14 protein-coding genes are annotated in these 25,898 nt (G+C 47.5%); all 14 read left to right on the top strand.

Annotated elements, in window-relative coordinates; translation table 11 throughout:
* Window positions 1–946: 946 nt before the first annotated feature.
* The 14 genes from FHS86_RS15840 (at window position 947) to FHS86_RS15905 (ending at window position 25,461) form a co-directional block, all read left to right on the top strand.
* Window positions 947–14,638, top strand: coding sequence for a LamG-like jellyroll fold domain-containing protein (locus tag FHS86_RS15840; protein ID WP_429415888.1), 13,692 nt, complete (start codon window positions 947–949; stop codon window positions 14,636–14,638).
* 13 nt (window positions 14,639–14,651) lie between these two features.
* Window positions 14,652–15,626, top strand: coding sequence for a hypothetical protein (locus FHS86_RS15845; RefSeq protein ID WP_429415891.1), 975 nt, complete (start codon window positions 14,652–14,654; stop codon window positions 15,624–15,626).
* A gap of 169 nt (window positions 15,627–15,795) precedes the next feature.
* Window positions 15,796–17,655 carry a hypothetical protein gene (locus FHS86_RS15850; RefSeq protein WP_429415894.1) on the top strand — a complete coding sequence of 620 codons (1,860 nt, stop codon included), beginning with the start codon at window positions 15,796–15,798 and terminating at the stop codon, window positions 17,653–17,655.
* A 964-nt stretch (window positions 17,656–18,619) separates the two neighbouring features.
* Entirely contained in the window at window positions 18,620–19,009 is a 390-nt protein-coding gene (locus tag FHS86_RS15855; protein WP_429415897.1) for an endonuclease domain-containing protein, read from the top strand.
* A gap of 476 nt (window positions 19,010–19,485) precedes the next feature.
* Window positions 19,486–20,454, top strand: a complete 969-nt coding sequence (locus tag FHS86_RS15860; RefSeq protein ID WP_429415900.1) for a hypothetical protein — start codon at window positions 19,486–19,488, stop codon at window positions 20,452–20,454.
* Between the two features lie 37 nt (window positions 20,455–20,491).
* On the top strand, window positions 20,492–21,694 hold the full coding sequence (locus FHS86_RS15865) for a hypothetical protein (RefSeq protein WP_429415903.1): 1,203 nt from the start codon (window positions 20,492–20,494) through the stop codon (window positions 21,692–21,694).
* Window positions 21,695–21,845: 151 nt separating this feature from the next.
* Complete coding sequence (locus FHS86_RS15870; protein ID WP_429415906.1) at window positions 21,846–22,049, top strand: hypothetical protein; 204 nt, start codon at window positions 21,846–21,848, stop codon at window positions 22,047–22,049.
* A 98-nt stretch (window positions 22,050–22,147) separates the two neighbouring features.
* Window positions 22,148–22,351, top strand: a complete 204-nt coding sequence (locus tag FHS86_RS15875; RefSeq protein WP_429415909.1) for a hypothetical protein — start codon at window positions 22,148–22,150, stop codon at window positions 22,349–22,351.
* Between the two features lie 98 nt (window positions 22,352–22,449).
* Window positions 22,450–22,653, top strand: a complete 204-nt coding sequence (locus FHS86_RS15880) for a hypothetical protein (protein WP_429415912.1) — start codon at window positions 22,450–22,452, stop codon at window positions 22,651–22,653.
* Window positions 22,654–22,752: 99 nt separating this feature from the next.
* Window positions 22,753–22,956, top strand: coding sequence for a hypothetical protein (locus tag FHS86_RS15885; protein ID WP_429415912.1), 204 nt, complete (start codon window positions 22,753–22,755; stop codon window positions 22,954–22,956).
* A gap of 293 nt (window positions 22,957–23,249) precedes the next feature.
* Window positions 23,250–23,702 carry an IS200/IS605 family transposase gene (gene tnpA, locus FHS86_RS15890; protein WP_429415915.1) on the top strand — a complete coding sequence of 151 codons (453 nt, stop codon included), beginning with the start codon at window positions 23,250–23,252 and terminating at the stop codon, window positions 23,700–23,702.
* Window positions 23,703–23,895: 193 nt separating this feature from the next.
* Window positions 23,896–24,099, top strand: a complete 204-nt coding sequence (locus FHS86_RS15895) for a hypothetical protein (RefSeq protein ID WP_429415918.1) — start codon at window positions 23,896–23,898, stop codon at window positions 24,097–24,099.
* Between the two features lie 224 nt (window positions 24,100–24,323).
* Entirely contained in the window at window positions 24,324–24,527 is a 204-nt protein-coding gene (locus FHS86_RS15900) for a hypothetical protein (protein ID WP_429415909.1), read from the top strand.
* A 136-nt stretch (window positions 24,528–24,663) separates the two neighbouring features.
* Window positions 24,664–25,461, top strand: coding sequence for a hypothetical protein (locus tag FHS86_RS15905; protein WP_429415921.1), 798 nt, complete (start codon window positions 24,664–24,666; stop codon window positions 25,459–25,461).
* Window positions 25,462–25,898 lie beyond the last annotated feature (437 nt).

Below are 25,898 nucleotides of genomic sequence, written 5' to 3' on the forward strand. Positions count from 1 at the left end.
TCATTCAATCCTTTTCTATTGCTTTCCACTATTCGCAACGAGCAACAAGCAACGAGCAACGAGCAACAAGCAACAAGCAACCCGCAACCAGCCCCGTAGAAATATTCTCCTAAGGTCGAATTTCACAGGCAGGCAACCAGCAACGAGCAACCAGCAACCAGCAACCAACAAGCTTTTTCAACCGCTTTCCATCGTTTCCAATTGCTTCCCATTGCTTTCATTCAATCCTTTTCTATTGCTTTCCACTATTCGCAACGAGCAACGAGCAACGAGCAACGAGCAACAAGCAACAAGCAACGCGCAACCAGCCCCGTAGAAATATTCTCCTAAGGTCGAATTTCACAGGCAGGCAACCAGCAACGAGCAACCAGCAACCAGCAACCAACAAGCTTTTTCAACCGCTTTCCATCGCTTCCAATTGCTTCCAATTGCTTTCAATCCTTTTGAGTAGCTTTCCACTTTCCACTATTCGCAACCCGCAACTCGCAACCCGCCCCGTAGAAATATTCTCCTAAGGTCGAATTTCACGGGGCAGGCAACCCGCATCCCTTTATGAAACCCAAGAACTAAGCAGTATGTTAAATCGATTTTGTCATAGATTGTATTAACTATGTAAAATAAAGAATAAGACCTAAAGGACTGATTCTTTGTTTTTATGTTAATATGGGATTTGGATTAAATTGATGCTGGCTGAGTATTTATTTTCAATTATTATCCGTCTTTTGACAAACATCCTTCTTTTTTTCTCCAATATTTTCTTTTCTTTGTTTATTGTTGTCTTTTAAAGTTTTGATTAAGCAATCAATCAGGTGAGTATTATGTTATTCATCTGTTTAGATAACCTGGGTGGATGTGTGTTAAGTATTTTTATAGGTGGCTGTTAGCAACAGGTTTGTTGCTATGCATTGTAAGCGCTTTTGCGCAAGATATTACACCTGAAAGTGAATTGGGAGCAGATCATCTGCTTGAGCCCTATTCAAGTCAGGGAGATGTTTTGTGCCCTTCGGCGGCTTCCTACCCAAGTACACGTATTTTTAGAATTACGGCCGATCAGGAAGATTTGGGTGATCCCGGTGCAAACCTTTTTGAATGGTATGTGTATGGTGGTACCATCATTAATTACTCTGGCAGCATCGAGGCTGCACAAAGCAGTGAAGAAAAGCCGGTATCTTCAGGGATCAACCTTACAACAATTACCTTAAGAGGTGTTGATGGAACCGACTCGTGGATTGAAGTCCAATGGGACGAAGCCAATGCCATCGATGCCTGGATTGCTGTTCGGCAAAGCAGTGAATGGCTTTGTTCTGATGGTTTGTGGCGGGTTTTTGAACAGGAAATCGGAAATGAAGCCCCCGTATTTGGAAAGGTTCCTGCCGACATTTCACTGCCATTTGCCTACACTGCGTCTGCCTACTCCTTGCCCTTGCCCGAAGCAACTGACGATGCCTGTTGTACCAGCCCGCTAATTTATACCTATGTGGTCGATCGCCCTGTTTCAGGACCTACTGCCGTTATAACTTATAATCCATCTGACCTTAGTACCTTGAATGTTTACCTTGAAGAAGGCGAGAACGAAGTAAGCTGGACGGTTTCCGACGGGGCGCGATCAATTGAGCATACTTATACAATTACTGTTGAGCCGGTCTTCGACATTACCAATGTGGCCTGGACGAGCACTACATGTGACGCTGATAACGGAATGGCCTTTGTGTCGCAACTTACACCTTTGGCTGAGAATCCCAACCGAACAATAGAATATAAGTTCAATTCCGACGACTGGAATGCTTCTTCTTCAAAAACAGGGCTGGCGCCCAATGTCAATCATACCGTGCAGGCCCGTCTGGTTTACAGTGTTGATCCCTATGCCGACGGTAATCCTGTTAGTTATACTGAAGAATCAAATACCTACACCTTCCAATTGGCTGCCTATGCCAGCCAGGCGGTCGATAAAGTGCTCGATCCCGAAGTTCACACTACTGACATTTCGCTGGTGGCGACCTCTTGCGGTAACAATGCCGATGGGCGTATTACGATGAATCCCGACGCCATGCTTGCCCAAAACCGTTCTCTGCAGTTTAACGGTAGCAGTGATTATTTATTATTAAACAAAAATTACACGACACCGCTTAGTGAGTTTACCCTGGCTGCATGGGTGAAAACTACGGCCAACGACGGAACCATTTTATCCTTCGATAAAAATGTCTTTTTCAGTCTGGGGGTTTCTGGCGGACAGTTGCAATTATCGACTACTTCGACCGACGGGCAAAGTAATTCGATACTGGTCGACGGGGAGATCAATAAAATCAATAACGACGAGTGGCACCTGGTGGTCGCTACCTTTGGAACGAATGCAGCGAGTGATGTGGTATACGACATCTACCGCGACGGAGTGGCGGTTGAAACGGCGGTTGCCCACAACGGAAGTGGAACCATCGGCCGGGATGCAGCGCTTGATGGTGATGAATGGACGCGCTATGGTGCAATTGGAGCTGTGCTCCGGTCAAGCGCCTTTGAAGCCTTGGGTCAGGCTTATTTCTTTAGTGGTTCGCTTGCCGAAGTCGGGATCTGGAATGTTCGTTTAACACCTGAGCAGGTGCTTGAAATGAAACGCAACGGCATGGTGAATACAGCGGTGGCCATGACCGACCATTTTGCATTCAATAACCTTCCTTCGAATGTGAACGTACTCAATGCGGTGCCCAATGTGTTGACCGATGTAGCCAGTTCAACGGCCAATGGGAGCTTTGCACGCTTTTACAATGCTTCGGCACTTGAAGATGACGCCCCAAAATTGTACTCGTGGAACGATGACCTTACCCTTGTAAGCACCGAGCGCGAAGGACTCAGCGCGGGTGAACCCGGTTATGTTTTTAATGTGAGCGATATTTTTGGCTGTGGAAAAGTAGACAATGCTGCCGATCCCTATGTCATTCCCAATGGCGATGAAAGTGATCCTTATCTCCTTTGGAATGTGGCCATCGAAAAAGAAGCCACCCAAAGTACCCTTGCCGCAGTCGATGTTTGTGGTACGCCCATGAACGAAGGGATGGCGGTGGATGGCAATCTGGAAAGCATCTGTTCCTTTACCGAAACAGAGACAGAAGCAGGTAATGAGCCATGGTGGCAGGTCAATCTGGGTAATTCGTATCCCTTGAACAGAGTGCGCATCCATGCGCATCAGGCTTTAGCTGCCTTCGATGTACTGGTTTCACCGATCGACTTTCCTGCAGGTCGCCTGGCCGATGACTGGCTTTTGGCCGGCGTTACTGTTGTTTCAGGAACACCCCTTGGTGCCGGAGCAAGCGCTGACGTGATTTTCCCGGCCAATACCAATGGCTCTTTTGTCAGGATTCGTCTCCACGATGATACGGGAACCGAAATCCTTTCGCTTAACGAGGTGGAGGTCCTCACAGCTTATCCCGATCCCGATTTGCGTCAACTCTATCTTGCCGATGAATGTACTTACACCATCAATGGTGACGAAACAACCATCGATCCGGTACCGGTCGATGACTGTGGCGAACTGCCACAAATCAGCTATCAGTATACCGATCCGCAGACGGCTGCCGATGAAACAGGGGTGAGCCTGGTGGGGAGTGTATGGAGCATGGATTATTACACCGTTAACTGGACGGCTGTCGATGAAAACGGCAATACCGGTACGCTGACAACGACCTACGATGTGGTGGATGAAGCGCCACCTTATTTTAATGACAATCCGTTTGATGCCATTCCTGATGAAATAACCTGGTGCGATGCACTGGAATTTACACTGCCCATTCCCGATGTGGATGACAACAACCGGCTGTGCAACCATTTACAGTCCCTAACCCTGCTTCGGAACAATACCGTGATTTATACCGTTCCGGGAATCTCGACCTACCCGGTAGGAAAACCTGAAAACACACCGGTGCTGGCGGCTAACATGTTAACCGGCACCTACGACTACACCTGGCGTGTGGTGGATGCAAGCGGCAATGAGGCAAGCCGTACTTTAAGTATTACTACCCAGCAACAACCCATCCTGAGTGAAGTAAAATATTCTCCCATCACCTGCCAGGGAAGTAACAACGGGCGTGTCTATTTCTCAAAAATTGATGTCGAACCCGACAAGGACATTGTCTATATTTTAAAAAGCACTACGGGAACACAAACGGAATATACTCATACTTCGAACGTATTTACCGTAACGACCGATCCGGTAGTTGAAACCGATCTGGGAATCATTCCGGCCAACGATACCTATCAGGCCTGGTTGGAGGTGGATGGCTGCCGTACACCCACGGCCTATCCGCAGGACCTTGTAATTCGAAATCCTCAGGCACTTTATACTGTTAATGACATCACCCATGTGCTTTGTTTTGGTGACGACGATGGAGCCATCGATGTGGATCCCCGTGGTGGCAATGGAGCTTATGCACTGCATCTGATTGGGGAAAGCGATCCCGCCACCTATGTTTCGGCACCGGCTTATCCCGAAATTCAACTCGGCGAAATGGGGATGATCGAAGCGTGGGTGTACATCGATTCCATTGCCGATGGGGGAATCAACTGGAATGCCGGCATTTTTGGACTTCCCAACAACGGGAATGGCTATGGTTTTCGCATGGCCGATGGTGATCTGCAGTTTTATGTGGGGGGTGAATTCATTAATGTAGATCCTGTCGACCACAATGTCATTGAGCGCACCTGGATCTATCTGCGCGGTGAATGGAACGGTTCCGATGTGGCAAACACACCTTACCTTACTTTTGAAATCAGTACACTGGGTACCAATTCCGAAAATCGTGCAGCCGCTTTTGCAGCCGATGCAGGAGCCGATAATGTTTATATTGGCAGTCTGAACGATGGTGATGACACGCACAATCTGAAAGGTTTTGTTCGTTTTGCACGTATCTGGAATGAGCAGATCGATGCACAGACGATTGCACAGAACCTTTACCTTGCATCGCCCATCGATCCCGATAACAAGCTGGTAGCCAACTATCCTATGTCGGGTGGTGCGACAACTTCGACTGTAAGCAATTCTGCGAATCCTTCGCAGGCAGGAGCGGTTATTGGTGATTACCTGCGCCAGGCCTATGCCTATTACTGGCTGGCCCCCGATGGCAGCTATGTGGGAAATGAACAGGACATTGCCGGGCACAGTGCCGGTATTTATACCCTGACCCTGATAGATCCTTATGGTTGTGAACAGGATTTTCCCATCGAAATTGATACCCGGGATGAAATAGCGCCGGTGTTGAATTTTTACAGCGATAATGCCCGCAGCAATCCGCTGCCCATGGGCGATCCCATAATTCGTTACACTTCGCAAAGCGATGGGGGCAATACGGCCGGGAATTGTGAATACATCGCCTACAACGATGAGTTCAATCCGCGCATTACCGATGGTACCTGTGATCCCGATGAGGTCGACATCACTTATGCCTGGCTGGATGGCGATTTGTTTGTTGATGACGATGCAGAAGCTGGAAATGATCCATCGGATCTTGATACGCGGGTGATGACCGGCATCAGCACCCTGCGCTGGACGGCCAACGATGGTGCCAATACCTCGACCAGGGAAATTAGCTATTACATTGTTGACGATACAGAGCCCACCGATCCGGTCCTGCCCGATGTATACCTGTCAATGCCCGACGATGATTGTGAGTACCTGGTAACTGATACCTCACTCGATCCCGACCCAACTTCACCCGATATCGACAATTGCGGAACCGGTATCCTTACCAACGACTTAAACGGAACTGCTACCTTAGAGGACCACACTTTCGATGTGGGTACGTATACCGTTACCTGGACTTACACCGACCGTGAATTCCCGGGGGTAAGCCGTAACGAGGAAAACACCGAAGATATACCGTATTCAATATCCTTTACACAAAATATTATTGTGGAAGACAATACAGCACCTGTCCCAAGTTGCAAGGCAGCTGTAGATATCGCTCCTTTACAACTTGATATCAATGGTGATGCCTTTATCGATTACCTGGATGTGGATCAGGGATCATCCGACAACTGTGTTGATTTGGATGCCATTGTGATCACAAAAGACATCAGCGACGATATCTCTACGACCAACACAATCAGTCCCGATGCCAACCCTTACTGGGAAGTAGCGTTCAATACCGACTACGTATTCACTACCTTAAGCCTGCAGGTAAACGAAGCAATGAACGAATACTGGGTGTTGGTTTCCAATACGGGGACTTTTGAAGAAACAGGTGGTGATTTGCTCAACCCGCAATGGGGCGACGACGTGGTGTATTATGAATATTATAATACCGGCGATGTATCGGGTGCGGTGAATATTCCCATTGATCGTATTGCTGACCCGGGAAGCCATCTTCGTATATGGCGCATTCCAACTTCACCAAGTATTTATTCCATGGATATTGATGTTGTTGAAATCTTTGGCACCAGCGATTTGGCCAATGCCACCGAGTTTACCTTTACCTGTGACGATGTGCGCTATATTGCCGGAGCAACGGTACGCGATAAGGGAGATTTTTCCCCCATCAACATCCTGCTTTCAGCCATCGACATTCATGGCAATGTGGGATCGTGCATGACTCAGGTAACTGTGCGCGACGACGAGCCCCCGGTGGTCATCACCCAAAGTGCCAATATTGAAGTTCATCCCGATATGGGTGGTACTATTAACCTGAACGATTACATCGATCAGATTGATAACGGAAGCTATGACAACTGCTACGGGACCGATGGTATTGCCGACCGCTGGATAACCCCTGAAGAACCTATTACCTGTAGTTTTATTGGCTCCCTGCCCGTAACGCTGCACGTGGTCGATCAACACGGAAACCCGGCTTCTAAAACCGAAACAATTAACATTGTTGATGGTACGGAACCCAACATTGCTGCCTATGCAAGCATTAGCCTGCCCATTGGCCCCGATGGTTATTACGTGGTACGACCCGAAGACATCCTCGAAGTTGTAGAAGATAATTGTACCGACCTGGCTGATTTGGTTTATACCATCGATCCCGATACCGTTTTCTGTGCCGATATCAAAAATGGCTTTGGAGGTTTCATCGATTTAAGCATTTCGGTAACCGACAGGGGCAACAACACGGCAACGATCAATTTGCTGCGCGAAGATGAAATCGTATTGGTTGAAGATTTATTGGAGCCTACCTTCTCATTAAGTAGTTATACCCACACCATTCCCTCAACGGGTTCGGCCCCCATTTATTTCGACGACATTGTAAAAGACGGCAACCTGCACGATAATTGCACCGACCGTGCCGATTTATTGCGTTACATCCGTTACGAAGACGATGTGTTAACATTAGACCCCGATGAATGGTGTGGTTATGGTAATGAGGGGGGCGGAACAACTGCTGTTAGTAACCTGGCCGGCCAGGCCACCGTTACTGGTTCAACTGCACTAAGCGGCCACTCACGTTCTTATGTAAACGACGACAATCCGGCCGGATATACTACTGCTTCGAACATGACCTACTATGCAACCAGCGATGTAGCCGGTACCCGTACCATTCAATACAATTTTGCCAAGAAGTACGAATTTGATAACATTGAAGTACTTTGGGCCGATATTGCTGCCGATGATGGAAATGAAGCCTTAAGTCATGACGGGACATACATGGATGACACTGATATAACTACAGGCGGTTCAACCAGTAATAGTTCAAACATCCGAGACGATAACACCTCATCAGTTATGACCATGGAAACCGGAACGGCAGCAGCCGACGCTTTCTGGGTGCAGTATGAATTTAGTCAACCGGTAATGGTAGCCAATTGCCGTTTGCGTTGGGGGGCTGGAAGCAGCCTGGAAGCCAACTCGACCATTGAATACGAAGACCCCGATAACCCGGGCACATGGATCAGTTACGGAACCATTGAAAACACTACGGCTTACGCTTCAATTTTAACCATAAACGCAGCCGCTTCCATTGAGAAAATTCGCCTCAGTTATGATCCCGCAAATGGAAATACCCCGGTAATTGCCGAATGGTATGTATATGGCCAGGCTTGCTCGCCATATGCCGGAAAAGAAGTTGTTAGTGTTGTTGATTTTCCAGGTGAAATATTGGTAAGTCATGATTGGGAATATTTGGAAAGTGTTGATATGAATGATGGTGGCAACCAATTGGATTATATTAATGATGGCGACGACGCTGGCGACACATATTACTATGTTTACAATCAGAACAGCAACGATGCCTATGGAGAATGGATTGAATATCAGTTTTATAATGTAATGACTTTTACATCTACCGAGATATATTGGACTACAAGGAATGACCGGGAGGCAAGTGCAGCAAAAATACAATGGCACGATGGCAACCAATGGCAGGATGCAGGTGCTATAGGTACGGCTGATGATGCATATCGCACGTTGGATTTATCAGGAATAAGCTCCGATAGGTTGAGAGTTGCATTCACAACTCCGAATAACTATGATTATGTTCGTTTGCGTAACTGGAGAGTGTATGCTGCTCCTTGTGCATCGGCAACAATTCCTTCGCTAATAACTGATATAAATGAAGATGATAGCTACCTTGAGGATGCCGACGTTTATGCTTCAGCAGATATTGGCGATAAGGATCACTTGCGGGATGGAAATACTAATTCTCAGTGGGTGCCAAATACCTCTGGTAGTTGGGAATCGCATTGGGTACAATACAATTTTAAAGAGGAAATAGTTTTTACAGGGTATTATATAAACTGGAGGAGTCAAAATACTAGTAGGCTTCGTAACGTTGAAATTCAATATGAACAGTCACCTGGAGTATGGGCTGATATTGTTTCAATTTATACACCTGGAAATGGGGAAGAATCTGATAATGGTTTTTCAGTACAAGCTCAGAGTTTTAGAATAAATCTTGATGTCAGGGATAATGCAGGTATCGATGAATGGTCAATTGATGGTTATCCCAGTACAGGTTTAACTTTTTCCGACTGTTGGGTAACCCAGCCCGCAACATTGTATAATTGCCCCACTGTTAGCACCCAACTTCCCATACTTAGGCCAACAACGGCCACTGTTGAATATTCTGACGATGGAGGCACGAGCTGGTCAACTCCTGTTGCGGTGGGTACAACGGCTTTTCCTGCCGGAGCAAACGATACCGACCTTGATGGGGGTAATCCGGTTGAAGCCAATGCCCTGCGCTTAACATTCGATAATTCAGCAGAAGAGGGTAATATCGGTCTTTACGAGTTCCGCACCTTTGGCCGCCGCATACCACAAACCGGCGACGAAACGGTAATTGGTGCCTGCATTACTCATGATTGTACCCACGTACATAAAGATATAACCGTACACCTTAAGGCCGTTGATGAATCGGGCAGGGAAGGTATTGAAACTGTTATAGTGCCGGTTGAACCGTATTTTGATATCTATACTATAGATATTAAAGACTGTGGTTTTACAGGAGAACGTTATTACCCTACTATTACCGGCCTGTCAGGTAATCAGACATATTCTTATACTTGGCAGGAAATCCAGGACCGTTCAGGAGCTACTGGCACAGGAAGTCACCAATCTCTCTTTTTAAGATATACAGATTATGATCCAGATGATTGCCCACGCTTTAATAATCAGAACGATACCTGGACAACTGACTATTTAACTACCTATACCATGCCTGTAGCGGGTATTGATTGGATTGAACTACTAACTTCAGGTTGTAGCTCTAATCTTGCTGATGGTAATAGATACCGAATTCGACTGGATGTAGTAGATAACAACACTTGTTATGATTTTAAATACTACGATTTTGAGTATATTGGTGCTACTTCTTCAGCTACATCTATAGACAGCCTCGAAAGTTGTGTTGGTGACGAGGAAACCTATCAGATAAAATTTGCTCCTCAAAAGACCTGGCTGCAGCAGAGCTCTTGTCGTTTTTATTGGGACGATATCAATACTGGTACCATTGATGAACTTGACGAATTGGAAGCAAACGGCTTGGTAACTGTTATTGATGGTGGAGCATCTTTTGGCGATGCCGGTACCAGTTATGGTGATTATTTTGTTACCCTTCGATTTGATAAATCAACCAAAGCGAATGGTGATGCAACTACCGATTTGATTTATAGTTATAAAGCTCGTGGACTCCATCCATTTTGGGTTTCTACCGACTCAATAATTAGAACTGCAGGGGTAGGAGGTCAGTATGAAAGTGGATATTTTCTTTTAATTAATGATTCTGTTACTGGTGGTCCATATTTTACAGCAGATACACCATTGCGCAACCAAACTGTAGCAGAAGGTAGAAGTTATATTCGGGTTTCTTTTAATCGAAGTGGTGATACAACTCCTAATGATGATTCCTATTGGTGGTATGGCGACTATGATTCTAATTGTCTTGAGACAAGGAAATACCGTATTACTGTTCACGAAGTTGCAGAGCCCATCATCGAAGCCACTTACGACATTGTACCCGATGGTTCTTCTACCTGGTATGAATTTACCGGAGATCCGCTGGTCGATGAAGCTAATTTCCCCATTTGCGTACGCGATACCATCACCTACCGGGTTAAAAATTACGAGGCTGCTGAGTTTGCCTACCTCGACTGGAACTTTGAAAGTGAACATGCGGAGCCCGTTCCTACCGGACGTCGCCTGGCCGGAGGTAACGCTTACGACCAGACCATCCAGATGGTTTGGGATGTTTATTCAGGCGATCCGGCTTACATGCCCCGATTAACGGTGCGTGGGTACAACGAACTGGATTGTACGGGCGATGTAGCAGTAGTAACACATACCTTTAATGATGTAACACCTCCAGTGATAAGTATTCCGGCCGATGTGCTGGTGGAAAATGAACTGGGGCAATGCGGGCGCATGTTTACCAATATACCGCCACCCGAAATGAGTGACGAATGCGGCAGACCTGATATCAGCCGCATTGAAAATTATTGGTGCGATATTGATTTTCAGAGCGATGGAACAGCCGACATCGAAGGGCGTAAGAATGCAGCCGCATTTTATCCGGTTGGAGTGCATACCATTACCTGGTATGCCGTTGATTACAGTGGCAATATAACCATCGCCGCAGACAATCAGTATACCTTAACCGTGCTCGATACCGAAGCCCCTGCCTTTACATCGCAGCCCGGACCTGTGGGCCCGCTCTATACCTCGGTTTCACCAGGTGAAAATTGTACTTATTTGTATACCGCTGCCGATCCAAACAGAGACGTACCTGCCAACGATGTATGTGAAGGGGCTGTTACACCGGTAGCCAATATCTGGCATTTCAGTGCAGTGGACGATGATTATACCATTCTTGATCCCGTTCATGTTGATGTGGAAACGCTGCATGGTGTTAAATTCCCGGTAGGCAAGTCAAAAGTGGTGTGGACGGCCAACGACGGAGTCGACAACAGTGCACATACCGGTTACACTGCCGATGGAAACGAAGCAAGTGTTGAGTTTATAGTAACGGTAATTGATGATACTCCTCCAGGCGTTGCTGATGATGATTTGGGAAGGGATGGCATTCAACTGGAACCGATTACCGTGAATACCAATGTCGATCAACCCGGGGCGACCTTTGATGTGATTGTTGGTCCCGATTATTTGGGAACGACCCCTGTTACGCCCGACGATTATACCTTATTTTATCCAGGTTACGATACCGATGCAAACATAACTGATCCGCTTAATTTATTCAGTGACAATTGCAGTAGCGATTTTTCATCTGATTTCATCAGTCGCAGTGATGGAGAGTTAAACGAGACCATTGAATTTCCGGTTGGAACCACCACCATTCGATGGCGGATATTTGATTTTCCAGGCAACAGGACAGATGTTTACCAGGATGTAATGGTGCTTGACACCCAGACCCCCGAGTTTCGTGACAATGCTGATGCTAACGTTGCCGAAGATTTTGCTGATCGGTCAATTACTTATTGCCAACGCAGCAACTATCGTATTCCCATTCCGCGTACCTATTGGGACAACGTGCAGGTGGAGGAACTGGCTTATACCGTTGTTAACAACACCACTGGTGCAACCGTGCTTTCGGGTTCACTCTTGCATTCCGCTTCTCCAAACTTTACAGTAGGAGGTGTACCTTACCTGACTGCATTTAATTTTGATGATGCCTCACTGGATGTAGCTGACCGCGTGGATGAAGAAAATGGAACAGACTATACCATTAGTTGGACCGCCATTGATGGTGCCACACCAGCACCGTTTAGCAGTGCTGTTCAAACTTATAATCTCCGCATACAAATGCAGCCCCGCTTTAACCATGCCACCACCGAACCCATCGACTGCGGTGGCGATCAGGCACGGATTACCGTCGATGTGGCCCCGGGAGCTACCGATGCCGAAAGCATGGATCTTTCTCAGGAACATTTTATTCGTTACGAAGGCTACCCACTGAATCCGGGTGATGCTGGTGCCCCCGAATTTAACATTGGTTTTGGATGGCAAAACAGTCCGGTATTCGATTTCAATGTGAGTGGTGACAATGAATTTACCGTGCGGATGCGGGTGAATGGCTGTGAAGCACCCGACCAGATTACCGTAAGCATTGTGGCGCCCGAAGCGGTCATTCTTGATACCGAAGTGCAGCAGCATGCCTCCTGTCCTGAGAACAAGGATGCCGCCCTCTCGGCTTCCATGAGTGGCGGGGTACCCGGTCAGCCGCATTTTACCAACGGAACACAAAACTTTACGGTGAGTGATACCGATTACGATCAGCTTGATATTACAAGTGCAGGCGCCATTGAAGCATGGGTCTATCTCGATGCCGAAGGATCGGCTGTGATTGTGAACAAAGGAACCGCTTTTGGCCTGAAGATTAATCATGACGGAGGCAGTGGAGAATCGTATTTTGCTGTGTTTGCCGATGGCGATGAACTGCAATCGACCTACGCCGTAACAAGCAGACGCTGGTACCACGTGGCCGGCTGGTGGGATGCTTCCGGTTTATCGATCAGGGTCGATAAGGTCACGACCGATTCGCAGGCAGGCAGTTACAGTGCAACAGCAAACAATGAGGTACTGACCATCGGGGGAACCGGTTTTACAGGTATCATCAGAGATCTCAGGGTATGGGATTTAAGCATAGCCGGGCATGCCTTTGCCACCGGAGATATTTTCCCCGGGTCTAAATTGCGCGGCGATGAGACCGGGCTGATGGGTTACTGGGACATGGGCGAAGGGCAGGGAAATGCTGCCAATAAGCGCGTCGGTTTTGGTAATGATGCCCTGCCTTCCGATGTGGCCATCTGGGCCGACCTGCTTCCTCAGCCTGGTATTTACACCTGGGAGCGGCTGGCCCCCGGAGGTGAATTTTATCAGACTTTTTCCTTGCTTTCCGATCAGTCGAACCTGTACCTGCAGGAACTGGAAGTAGGTTCTTACCGGATTTCCTATGTCGATCAATATGGTTGTGCCGCTTCGAATACTTCCTTTAAATTGCTTTATGCCGTCGATAACGAACTGCCCGAATACACTTATCCTGTAAGTGGTGAATGGGCTGCCAAAGTAGCCACCATTACTACCGATGAGGATGTATGTACGGCCACGCTTTCCACACAGGAACTGGCCAATTTGTATACCCCCGACATTTCGGATGTCGATTGTGGTGACTGTGAATTCCAGACCAACTGGCGGGTAGTATATACCCCCACCAACGAGTTGTTGTTTAACCAGGATTATCACAGCGATTTTATCGACCAGGCCTTGATCAATGCCGTTCTAAAAAATCAGGCCGGCGATGGAACCAATGTAGTTCGCATTATGGTTTCTCAAAACGGCCTCGATAATTTTGATGAACCCGAAGAATACATCATTCAGTTGATCGATGATCAGGATCCGGAGCCGGTAGGTAAGTTTAACGAAGCCATCTCGCTTGAGCTTAATAATACGCCGAACGGTGGGGGAACCGTTACCCTGAATGCGGCCGATTTTGACAACGGAAGCGATGATAACTGTACGAAAGACCCTGAGCTGTTGAATCCTCGATTGGCAACACCCAGTCCGGCCCAAATTGCCGGTGGAACATTCAACCCCAATAATGCAAGCGATCCACTTTGGGTGGAGAACGCTCCCTTCGATTGCGACGATGTGGGCAATACCGTTCAGTTGTATTATCAGGTGACCGATGAAAGTGGTCGATCGTCATGGATTACCGAAGCGACCGAAATCGTAGTCCGCGATTTGCATCCGCCTGTTTTTCTTTCCACCAGTCAGCTGATAGCGGGTGAATGTGCGACAGTCAATGCCGATAATGTGAACTTGGTCCCGGCTTATACTTTATATGGAGAAGATTATCCGGCCAATGATATTCGTTTCAATCCCGACGATTTTACCGATAACTGCGATGTGGTACATGCACGCTTTAAACTGAAATACCTGTGGGATGGTGACATGGCCGCCGGGAATATCAGCTATACGAACAACGATTACGATACCTTTGGTTATCCTGCTTTTGATGCAGGAGATCAAAGTACCTGGACTGTTAACCTCGATCCGACCGTTGATTCCGAAGGAAATAGCATCGCCTATTACGACGGTACCACCGAAGTGTATTTCGAGTTGACCGATAAATCGGGCAATCGCACCGAAGTGCTGGTTTATACGGTGTTGGTATTACCCAAGCCAACCCCAGGTGCAATGGAATAAAAATGAAGTAATTATGGAAAAAATCAAGAAAATAATTTATCTTTCGGCGGTTTTGATTTTAACGATCCTGCATCTGCATGCTCAGGAAATAGGAGGAAAATGGGATCCCCTGCTGAATTCTGTGCACACCTATCAGATACCCATGGGCGATATTTCGTATACGCCCAATTGGGGTTTGTATCCATCAGGCACCCTGGCAGGTGCGATAGAAGACGGAAGTGCTGTGGCGTATACGCCCGGTGTCGATTACGACGTGATTCCACTTCCACCCGCTGAGCAGATTAAGGATGGAGCATCTTTCTGGAAAATTCAGTTTAACCGGAATATTAACGAAAATCAAGGCTACGTAATAGGTTACAAGGAAACTACCGCCGACGGGAACAAATGTTTGACGGCGGTGGTTCGCGATGTAATGGTGCATCCTCCTTTTGATGTCGATGTAGCTTTGAATGATGATGAGTTGAGTGTAGCTTGTAGTGAAAATTCGGGTGTGTTGTTCCAAAGTGTGGGGACCATGCAAACCGAAGTGGTTTATAAGGTTTTTATTGAGCATCCGGCCGATGATCCGGGCTACTTAAGCGAAGGGGGGCGATGGTCGTTTAAGTTGAATATAAAGATAAGTGGTGTGACCGGGAACAATGGCAGTATTGCCAGTATTGATGCAACCGACCGTTTGCCGGAAGAAGCCGGGGCTGTCAACCTGTTTAGTGTGGCTCCTGCATTGGGAACCGATGAATACACCACGGCCGACATCATGGTCAATGCGTCAGGCGATCCTTCGGCCACAGTAACGCCGGTTTACCTGACAGTGGTGTACAACGAAGTGCTGGGAGAAAGTCAGAATATTGAGTTGGAGATATTTTCGATTTATGGAAGTTTTGAGGAACGCGACATCGATGAAGTAAACAATACCCGCGAGGGCAATAACATTGTGAGACACACAAAGTATGCCATGCCGGCAGCAGGCGATATTATTGCCCTGAATTGATAGAGCGAATATAAATAGAGGCCTTGTTGAAAGATTTTTCTTTTTTTAGGGTAACTTTTGGGGCTGTGGAGGAATTAACTAGTGAGAGAGAGAAAACTTGGTTAGCGTAGCAACATACAGGAGGAACAGTCGTTGGGGCGACATTTTACACCTGCTTCCGTTCAGTAAAATGAACCGGGCAGGTCGTTTGCTGCTTGTACTTTTGCTCATTTCTGCGGCTTTCCTGCCCACCCGTGCCCAGAATACCGGCGCCCTTCCTTACCTCGATTCGGAACATGCCTACCAGCTGAAAATTGGTGAAGCAGGAAACGATCGTAAATGGGTCATCACCGATAAGGCGGCAACAGATCCAATTACATATACCATCTGGAAAGCTGATTTCGCTGATGATGGTTTGGATTGGTTTGAGGTGACCGACCAGGCCATGGCAGATGATGGACTGGAAACCATTGAAATATTATTCGACCGCAGTGTTTTTGCCCCCGGTGAAACCTTAATTCCCAGCTGGTACCTGCAATACTATGAATACGACGAAACGAACGCTTGTATTTCGGCCCGTGAATTTGTGCTTACGGTGGGAGAAAACGAATTCTACCTGACCGTAGGGGCTGACGATGCCCAGTGTAACGACCGCAGTGGCCTGGTACATACCTATGCTCAGGTGGATAACGATCCGGTTGGAACAGATCTTTATGCCACTGAAGTCACTTACACCGTCACCATGCACAAGGAGGGTGACTACGACCCTGACAGCTGGCGTTTTGATGCCAGTTTCTTTGAAGATATTACCTTAAGCAACTCAATCACACCAACGGCCTTTGCCGCTACAGTGAGCACCGTCGATGGTGGCAGTGCCTCGTTTGCAGGAAGTGGCCCTTATACGGTGACTGTCATTCCGCCTCCATCGGCCGATTTTCCCGACGAGGTAGAAGTTACGCTGACCGTTTCCTTTGAAAATCCCGTGCTGGCCGATGTGACCCCGACGCTAACCGTGAGCAACGGTAGCGCCACGAAGAACGGTACTCCGCCTGCCGTTACCTACGACAATGAAGACATTTATCCTTACGATCCTGTAGATCCGCTCCTTGTTCCTGGCGACCGTGAGCAGGTAGTGACCATTCGCGCTATTCCGGCTACAGACGATATTGAGCCGGGATTAGGAGAAACTGTGGCGAGTGCCGGCAATCCGCTTCAGAATTCAACTCACCGTTACCAGGTGCTTATGGAAGATGCAGCTAGCAACCGCTTAAATGCTTTAACCGGCTGGCACCTTACCCGTACAGGTGGCACCGATGAGATCGCTGAGGATGCGGCTACTTATACCCTTACTCCGACCTACGATGACGCAACTAATACAGCTGCTGCCAGTATCCGTTTCAATTTTACTTACGACGACGAAGTGCCGGCAAACAATGAATACACCATTTATTTTACCGAGCAAAATTCAAAAGACTGTAGCTCGGTAAGGGCCTATCCAATTACCATTGGAGCACCCTTTGATGTTGATATTGCTGCGGTAGACGATGATTGTTCGTACGCAGACGGAAAGGTTTACGAAACTTATACCGGAGAAGAGACACAAATAGTATACACAGTAAACCTGAACAATGCAGCTTATGATGCCACCTGGCAGTTCGACCTCGAATTGCTTTGTGCTGAACTGGGCGATGAACTTACCGTGCTTAGCGATGTGGCTAAGTTGTTCGTTTCGGGAGGCACCATGGGAACTCCGGAAAGTGACGCAGGGAAATATACCATCCCTGTAACGATAAGCAAAAGTGGTGAAGATCCTGTTGGCAAGTCGGTAACAGTTACGGTGACGTATAGTGGTTTGTACGAAACAGCACACAATATTACAGCGAATTTGGTGGTACCAACTGAAGAGGGCAGTTTTGGCTCCTACAGCGAGACCGATGCCGACGATGGGATTGTGTTAAGCGATGCAGGTGCTGTAGAAGGAGCCATAAACCAGGCTGCGCATGTGATTCAAGCCATGCCGCAACCGGGTGTTTTAGCCGGGGTGGATTAACTAGTTTTAATACCTCCCCTAACCCCTCCTTAATGAGGGGGACAGGGGCTACCTTAATAGGGTGGAAACGTTCTAAGATAAAATACCTCCCCCAACCTTCGCCAGTTGACGGAAGGGGAGTGAGGGCTGCCTTAACAGGTAGATACGTTCTAGATAAAATACCACCCCTAACCCCTCCTTAATGAGGGGGACAGGGGCTACCAGTAATGATAGAAACGTTCTTTAAAGTTTGAAATATTGAAGATAGAATAAACGGTAGGATGCTGTGATTGGCACAGGCCCGTCTCCCCCCTTCAGGGGGGATTAAGGGGGGCCAAAATCCTACATTTATTAGGATGCTGTGCCTTGCACCGCCCAGTCCTTCCGCCAGCTGGCGGAAGGGGAGTAAGGGCTGCCTTAACAGGTAGATACGTTCTAAGATAAAATACCACCCCTAACCCCTCCTTAATGAGGGGGACAAGGGCTACCAGTAATGATAGAAACGTTCTTTAAAGTTTGAAATATTGAAGATAGAATAAACGGTAGGATGCTGTGATTGGCACAGGCCCGTCTCCCCCCTTCAGGGGGGATTAAGGGGGGCCAAAATCCTACATTTATTAGGATGCTGTGCCTTGCACCGCCCAGTCCTTCCGTCAGCTGGCGGAAGGGGAGTGAGGGCTGCCTTAACAGGGTGGAAACGTTCTAAGATAAAATACCACCCCTAACCCCTCCTTAATGAGGGGGACAGGGTCTGCCTTAATAAGGTAGAAACGTTCTTTAAAGTTTGAAATATTGAGAATAAAGTGAATAAACGGTAGGATGCGGTAAGAAGCACTGTCCCATCTCCCCCCTTCAGGGGGGATTAAGGGGGGCCAAAATCCAGCATTTATTAGGACGCAGTGCTTTGCACAGCCCAGTCCTTCCGCCAGCTGGCAGTGGAGCTAGAGGGGGGTAAAACCCGCACCACACCGCAAACAGGCAACTTATGAACCATGCAGAGAACATAACTTATGGTGCCAGCCCTGAAATTATTAAAAGGGCTAACGAGTTGAGGAAACGAATGACACTCTCTGAAATAAGGCTTTGGAACAAGCTTCGAAACAGACAGTGTGGTGGCTATAAATTCAGAAGACAACATCCTATTGAACGGTTTATTGTCGACTTTTATTGTCATGAAGTTCGCGTGGTTGTCGAAGTTGACGGACCGGTTCATCTTTCAAAAGAACATACAGAATACGATGATAATCGTTCTGCTGAATTAGAAAAATGGGAAATTGAAATCATCCGCTTTACAAATGAACAGGTGAATGAGAATTTGGAAGCAGTAATAGGAGAAATAAAGCAAGTGTGCGATAAGAGAGTAAAAATGTTATAAGATATAGTACCTCCCCCAGCCTCCGCCAGCTGGCGGAAAGGGAGTAGTAACGTTCTAGGATAAAATACCACCCCCAGCCCCTCCTTAAGTAGGGGGGGTAAGGGCTACCAAAACAGGTGGAAACGTTCTTTAAAGTTTGAAATATTGAAAAAAGTATAACGGTAGGAGGTTGTGCCTTGCACTGTCCGGTCCTCCCCCTGAAGGGGGAGTTAGAGGGGGCAAAAAATCCTGCACTGCACCGCCGCATGTCCCCCCTCCAGGGGGGATTAAGGGGGGTAAAACCCTCTCAACCCCGACAATAATCGGCAAAGAGGGGTTTTCACAACGACAATCGTCCGATGAATATCGGCTTTAGCCGAAACAATGAGATGGAATAAGAAATGAGAATAGTTGACGAAACATATCTAGTAACAAAAATGATAAGGAAAAGTCCCCTTTCCGTCAGAAGACGGACGATGTAGGGGATTTAGGGGTATATGAACCAGGCATACCACATAGCAAAAATTTTAACCCTGCTGACAGCACTGCTGCTCTTGGCCGGGCTGCGCTATGGCCATGCCCAGAATACCTCCTACCTTCCCTACATTAATTCGACCCAGAAATACCGTGTTCCCATGGGCGATGCCGGCCATTCGGTACAATGGCACCTGTATGAAGATAGTTATGCAGCTCCATCTACCACCTACGATCTGACTACGCTCGAAAATGGCGGAGCAAGCTGGATTACAACGGGAACCGAAGTGATTGGAACCGATACCTATGCTTACATTGAAATAAAATACGTCAACACCCAATTTACTGCCGGTGAAAGCTGGTATGTGGGCTATTCCGAATGGGATGCAGGGGTGGGGACAGGCAACTGTGTGGCGCGGCGTACCACTCCGCTCATTAGCCTTACAGCCAACCTTTTCAGCGTTACCGCCCGGGCCGATGACGAGGACTGTAACAATTTTTCAGGCGAGGTATGGCCCAATAACATCAACATTGGTGACCCGCAGGATGGAGTGGTCTATTTCACCATTGACATGAGCAAGGCGGGCAATCATGCCGTGAAAAGATGGTCGTTTACCGGGACCATTGTGTCGGCTGGAACCGGCTATGTAGCACCGGCCTCTTTATTCACAACTACCAGTGGTAGCACCGATGGCAGTCGGGGCAGCTACAGCATCACCAATGTGGTGGGCAACAGCTTTACTTTAACGGTTACCATCGATGCTGAAGATGTAAGTGACCCCGCTTTTATAAGCGATGCAGTGACCATTGCCGCCAACATTAGCGGGCCGGCCATTAGCGAGGTCGATGTAAGGCTACAAATTACCGGGGCCGCGGCCGTTTCGGGGGGCAGCTTCGATGTGGAAACCGACGACAATGGTGTGGGAGACAAAGATCAGGTGTTGACCCTACTGCCCATCCCGGCCACCAGCATTGTAAGCATTGTTCAGTAAAAAATGAAATAACGATAAAAACCTAAAACTTAGAAAAATGAAGCAAAAATTTACAAGTGAAAAAAACAAAGAATTAAAAAGTTTAAAAGAATCAAAGTTTAATTTTAAAATTTCATGCCTTATGAAAAAACAGATTTTTACATTAATGATGACGCTCGCCATCGTACTTGGCTTGAGCGTTAGTGCTTTGGCACAATTTGGTGGTGATGGTTTAACTCCTGGTAACGCAAAAGTTGTAGCACAAGGTTCTGCTTATGATTTTAGCGTAACAACAGTTGACCCCGATGATGAAACCTATCTTTGGACAGTTCAGGAGTTTGGATTTACCGATGCAAACATTGGTATTCAGGCTGGTCTTACAAACGTTAGTGCAAGTAAGGCTACCATTACAAATGCAGATGCGGCAACTGCCAATGTACGATTTGATGATGTTCCTGCGGAGAATACTATGTTTGCTGTTCAGTGTGTAACATCGAATGCTGACTGTTCTACAATACGGCGCTTTTATATCTCAGTATTTAACTTTGAAGTTGATGTTGTATTGTGTAATGCTACTGGAGGTGATGAGAATCCCGATAATGCAGAAAGAGTTAATAATGACTGGAATGCAAATGTAGTTGATAATGCACATAGCTCAGTTGCTATTCAGGCTATGAATCAGGCGCTAATAAACAACCCAACGGATAATGAAAATAAAGTAACAAAAACTTACTATAAAGTTAAAGTTACCTTAACTGGTACACCTGCGAATACTGGATTAGAAGATTTCAAATGGAGATTAACCTACAGTGTTCCGGGTGGAACTACTCCTGATTTTTATCAGGTAGATTTAGTGGAAGCGCAATCTACGGCTGGAGCTTCAGTTACATTTAATGCAGCGGGTGCAGGTGGTACTGCAACTGATGTTGCTGCTGATGCAACTTCCGAGATTGATGTTACTGGGCAAAAATTGATTTTCTTCCCTGCTCTTTCCGAAGGTGATGCAGTTGTTGCTGCAAACTATGTTTTTGAAGTTCAGACACATAATAGACTAGGCATCAATGATAATTTGTACGATCTACAATTAGATGCAGTCGATTTGGAGTTTGGCGCTTCCGAATCTTATGATAATGGACATAAAGAGTTTACTGCTGTAGATGCAGATAAAGGATCAGGAATTTATCTGGCTGATGGTAGGACTGGAATTAGGACTATTTCGGCTTCTCCAGCATCAACTGTTATTTCTGTTACAGACAATTAATTACATAAGGCTATCAATATATCAGGTACTCCCGGCTGGTCCGGGAGCACCTTTAGCCTTTTTAAAATGATGTTCTTTGAATTAGCAATGAATTGGGCTAAAACCCAGCCCCAAGGGGGCGTTAGCATTAGCACAGGGTGAAACCCTGTGAATGCAAACACCGCACCGCTGCCTGAGCCCCGAAGGGGCGCAAGCAACAGGGCAGGCAATGTATCCCGGTTTCGGAATGGTATATTGTAAAAATGCGAATTGGCGCAAGCAGATTGATAATAGTACGCAGGCTTCCGCCCTTTCAGGGCTGACCAACCGTATTGCATACTGGCAACATTGGGCTTCGCCCAACGCTACTGCTTAAATGCCTTTGGCCTTAAGCTCAGTGCCAATCCGGAATGTGTACAAATGAACCCAGCCCCAACGGGGCGTTAAGCATTAGCACAGGGTGAAACCCTGTGAATGCAAACACCGCACCGCCGCATAAGCCCCGAAAGGGCGCAAGCAATAGGGCAGGCAATGTATCCCGGTTTCGGAATGGTATATTGTAAAAATGCGAATTGGCGCACGCAGATTGAAAATGGTACGCAGGTTTCCGCCCTTTCAGGGCTGACCAACTGTATTGTATACTGGCAACATTGGGCTTCGCCCAACGCTACTGCTTAAAGGCCTTTGGCCTTAAGCTCAGTGCCAACCCGGAATGTGTACAAATGAACCCAGCCCCAACGGGGCGTTAAGCATTAGCACAGGGTGAAACCCTGTGAATGCAAACAACGCACCGCCGCATAAGCCCCGAAAGGGCGCAAGCAACAGGGCAGGCAATGTATCCCGGTTTCGGAATGGTATATTGTAAAAATGCGAATTGGCGCACGCAGATTGATAATGGTACGCAGGCTTCCGCCCTTTCAGGGCTGACCAACCGTATTGCATACTGGCAACATTGGGCTTCGCCCAACGCTACTGCTTAAAGGCCTTTGGCCTTAAGCTCAGTGCCAACCCGGAATGTGTACCAATGAACCCCAGCCCCAAGGGGGCGTTAAGCATTAGCACAGGGTGAAACCCTGTGAATGCAAACAACGCACCGCCGCATAAGCCCCGAAAGGGCGCAAGCAACAGGGCAGGCAATGTATCCCGGTTTCGGAATGGTATATTGTAAAAATGCGAATTGGCGCACGCAGATTGATAATGGTACGCAGGCTTCCGCCCTTTCAGGGCTGACCAACCGTATTGCATACTGGCAACATTGGGCTTCGCCCAACGCTACTGCTTAAAGGCCTTTGGCCTTAAGCTCAGTGCCAACCCGGAATGTGTACCAATGAACCCCAGCCCCAAGGGGGCGTTAAGCATTAGCACAGGGTGAAACCCTGTGAATGCAAACAACGCACCGCCGCATGAGCCCCAAAGGGGCGCAAGCAACAGGATAGTCCCGATTGAATCGGGACAGCACTATTAACCCGAAGGGGAGCAAGCAAGGGTAAGGGGCAACACCCTGGTAACCCTGTTATTCCGGCAATTTCCGGAACGTAACAAAACAATATGAATACCACGTTCTAATAATTATGACATGCCACAATCGCTGTCAAAGGTGTATTTACACCTGATATTTAGCACCAAAAACCGTAAGCAGCTCATCGATCACGAAATCGAAAGTCGCTTACATGAATATCTTGGAGGTATAGCGAAGGGCCTTGAATGCAATCCCATACAAATTGGGGGCGATAATGACCATGTACACATTTTGTGTCTGTTATCGCGTAAGATTGCACAAATGACCCTGCTGGAGGAGATAAAAAAGCGTTCATCAAAATGGATAAAGACCATTGATCAACGGTATGCTTTCTTTTACTGGCAGGATGGTTACGGAGCATTTTCCGTAAGTGCTGATGCAGTCAACAAGGTGATTGCCTATATTCAAAACCAGAAAGAACACCACAAACGTGTTTCTTTTCAGGATGAATTCAGGGCCTTCCTGAAAGAATATGGAGTTGAATATGACGAACGCTATGTGTGGGATTGAACAGGAGAAATGGTACACAGGTTTCCGCCCTTTCAGGGCTGACCAACCGTATTGCATACTGGCAACATTAGGCTTCGCCCAACGCTACTGCTTAAAGGCCTTTGGCCTTAAGCTCAGTGCTAACCCGGAATGTGTACCAATGAACCCAGCCCCAAGGGGGCGTTAAGCATTAGCACAGGGTGAAACCCTGTGAATGCAAACACCGCACCGCTGCCTGAGCCCCGAAGGGGCGCAAGCAACAGGGCAGGCAATGTATCCCGGTTTCGGAATGGTATATTGTAAAAATGCGAATTGGCGCACGCAGATTGATAATGGTACACAGGTTTCCGCCCTTTCAGGGCTGACCAACCGTATTGCATACTGGCAACATTGGGCTTCGCCCAACGCTACTGCTTAAATGCCTTTGGCCTTAAGCTCAGTGCCAATCCGGAATGTGTACAAATGAACCCAGCCCCAACGGGGCGTTAAGCATTAGCACAGGGTGAAACCCTGTGAATGCAAACAACGCACCGCCGCATGAGCCCCAAAGGGGCGCAAGCAACAGGATAGTCCCGATTGAATCGGGACAGCCCTATTAACCCAAGGGGGCGTTAAGCAACAGCACAGGGTGAAACCCTGTGAATGCAAACACCGCACCGCCGCATAAGCCCCGAAAGGGCGCAAGCAATAGGGCAGGCAATGTATCCCGGTTTCGGAATGGTATATTGTAAAAATGCGAATTGGCGCACGCAGATTGAAAATGGTACGCAGGTTTCCGCCCTTTCAGGGCTGACCAACTGTATTGTATACTGGCAACATTGGGCTTCGCCCAACGCTACTGCTTAAAGGCCTTTGGCCTTAAGCTCAGTGCCAACCCGGGAATGTGTACCAATGAACAATTGAATATTGAATGATTTAACACATTACAACAATGAATTCGGACAAAACAACAAACCGTTTTTCCAGGCAACTAGGAAAAACCATGGCAACACTCAGCATGCTGATCCTTTCTGCATCGTTTGTGCTGGCACAGGAACCCTATGTGTTCATCGAAGGATCGATCCACAGTTTTAAAGTCGACGACAACCCGGCCAATACCTTTGCCTGGAGCATGGACCTCGACCCCTATAACAATGTCGATCTCGATCCTGCAGCCTACGACCTGCTCGATGGCGGAAACACCCATGCCGTGACTGTTCAGTTCAGCGACCTGGGCCGCGCAGCAGCCGAACTGGTGTATCTGGTGGTAGAAGAAACAGCTCCCAATGGTTGTTCTACCAAACGGGCACTTCAGATTCAACTGGAACCCAACAACATGTATTTCGATTTTGCAGCACTGCCCAATGCCGACGATTGCTACAATTTCGACAACAACTACTTTGCCGAGGTGCAGGTGGGGATGAATTTCAAAGACCGAAGGGGTGCTGCCGACAGTGCCATCCCCGAAAGCCGTTTCCCGCTGAAGGTAAAGTATACTGTTGAAAACAAAACCGATGGTACCGGCATTGTCGATGGCAATGCAGGCGACTATGTCGAAATGGCCTACAACGCCGAAAACCTATATACCCTCGAGGTGGCTGAAGCCAAAGGTGAACTCGCGCGTACCATCGAATACGAACTGGCCATTACCGAAGTGGTCGACAAGTATGGAACTAAGATTACCCACGACGAGAACCGCAGGGTACAAATACGCATCATGAACCACCTGCCGCAGAACAGTACCATGGACATGGCACTGGCCTACACCGTGACCCCCATTACTTACATGGGTAAACTGTAGCGCAAACTGCCTGGAGGTGAGCGAAAAGCGGGTCGGATGATGGCCCGATCGAAACCGGTATTAGTACAGTGGCCAACATGCCTTTGTCCGAATGGGCATGCTGCCAATGAACTAGAACCAGGTAAAACGATGGGAAGAGCTAACGACCCGCAATTAAGACCAGGGCTCCCGGCAAAGGTCGGGAACAAGCCGTAAAATATCCGGTCAGGGGTGGGGCCCGCCGGAAGTAAAGCACCCGAAACCGCATGGGTGAAAGGTGAAGAAGGAAAATGAACAGGAGAAATTAAAAACAGAGGAAAATGAAGAACTGGGTAGAAGCAATGAAGCGAATCATCGCAGCCAATCTGAATCTTGAACACTATTGGTTTGTACCTGCTCCGGAGGTGATTGAAGATAAAAGATTGAAGATTAACGATTGAAGAAGGAAGAAGCCATTG

This window comes from Roseimarinus sediminis, from assembly GCF_050433125.1.
In the GTDB taxonomy this organism is placed as follows: domain Bacteria; phylum Bacteroidota; class Bacteroidia; order Bacteroidales; family Prolixibacteraceae; genus Roseimarinus; species Roseimarinus sediminis.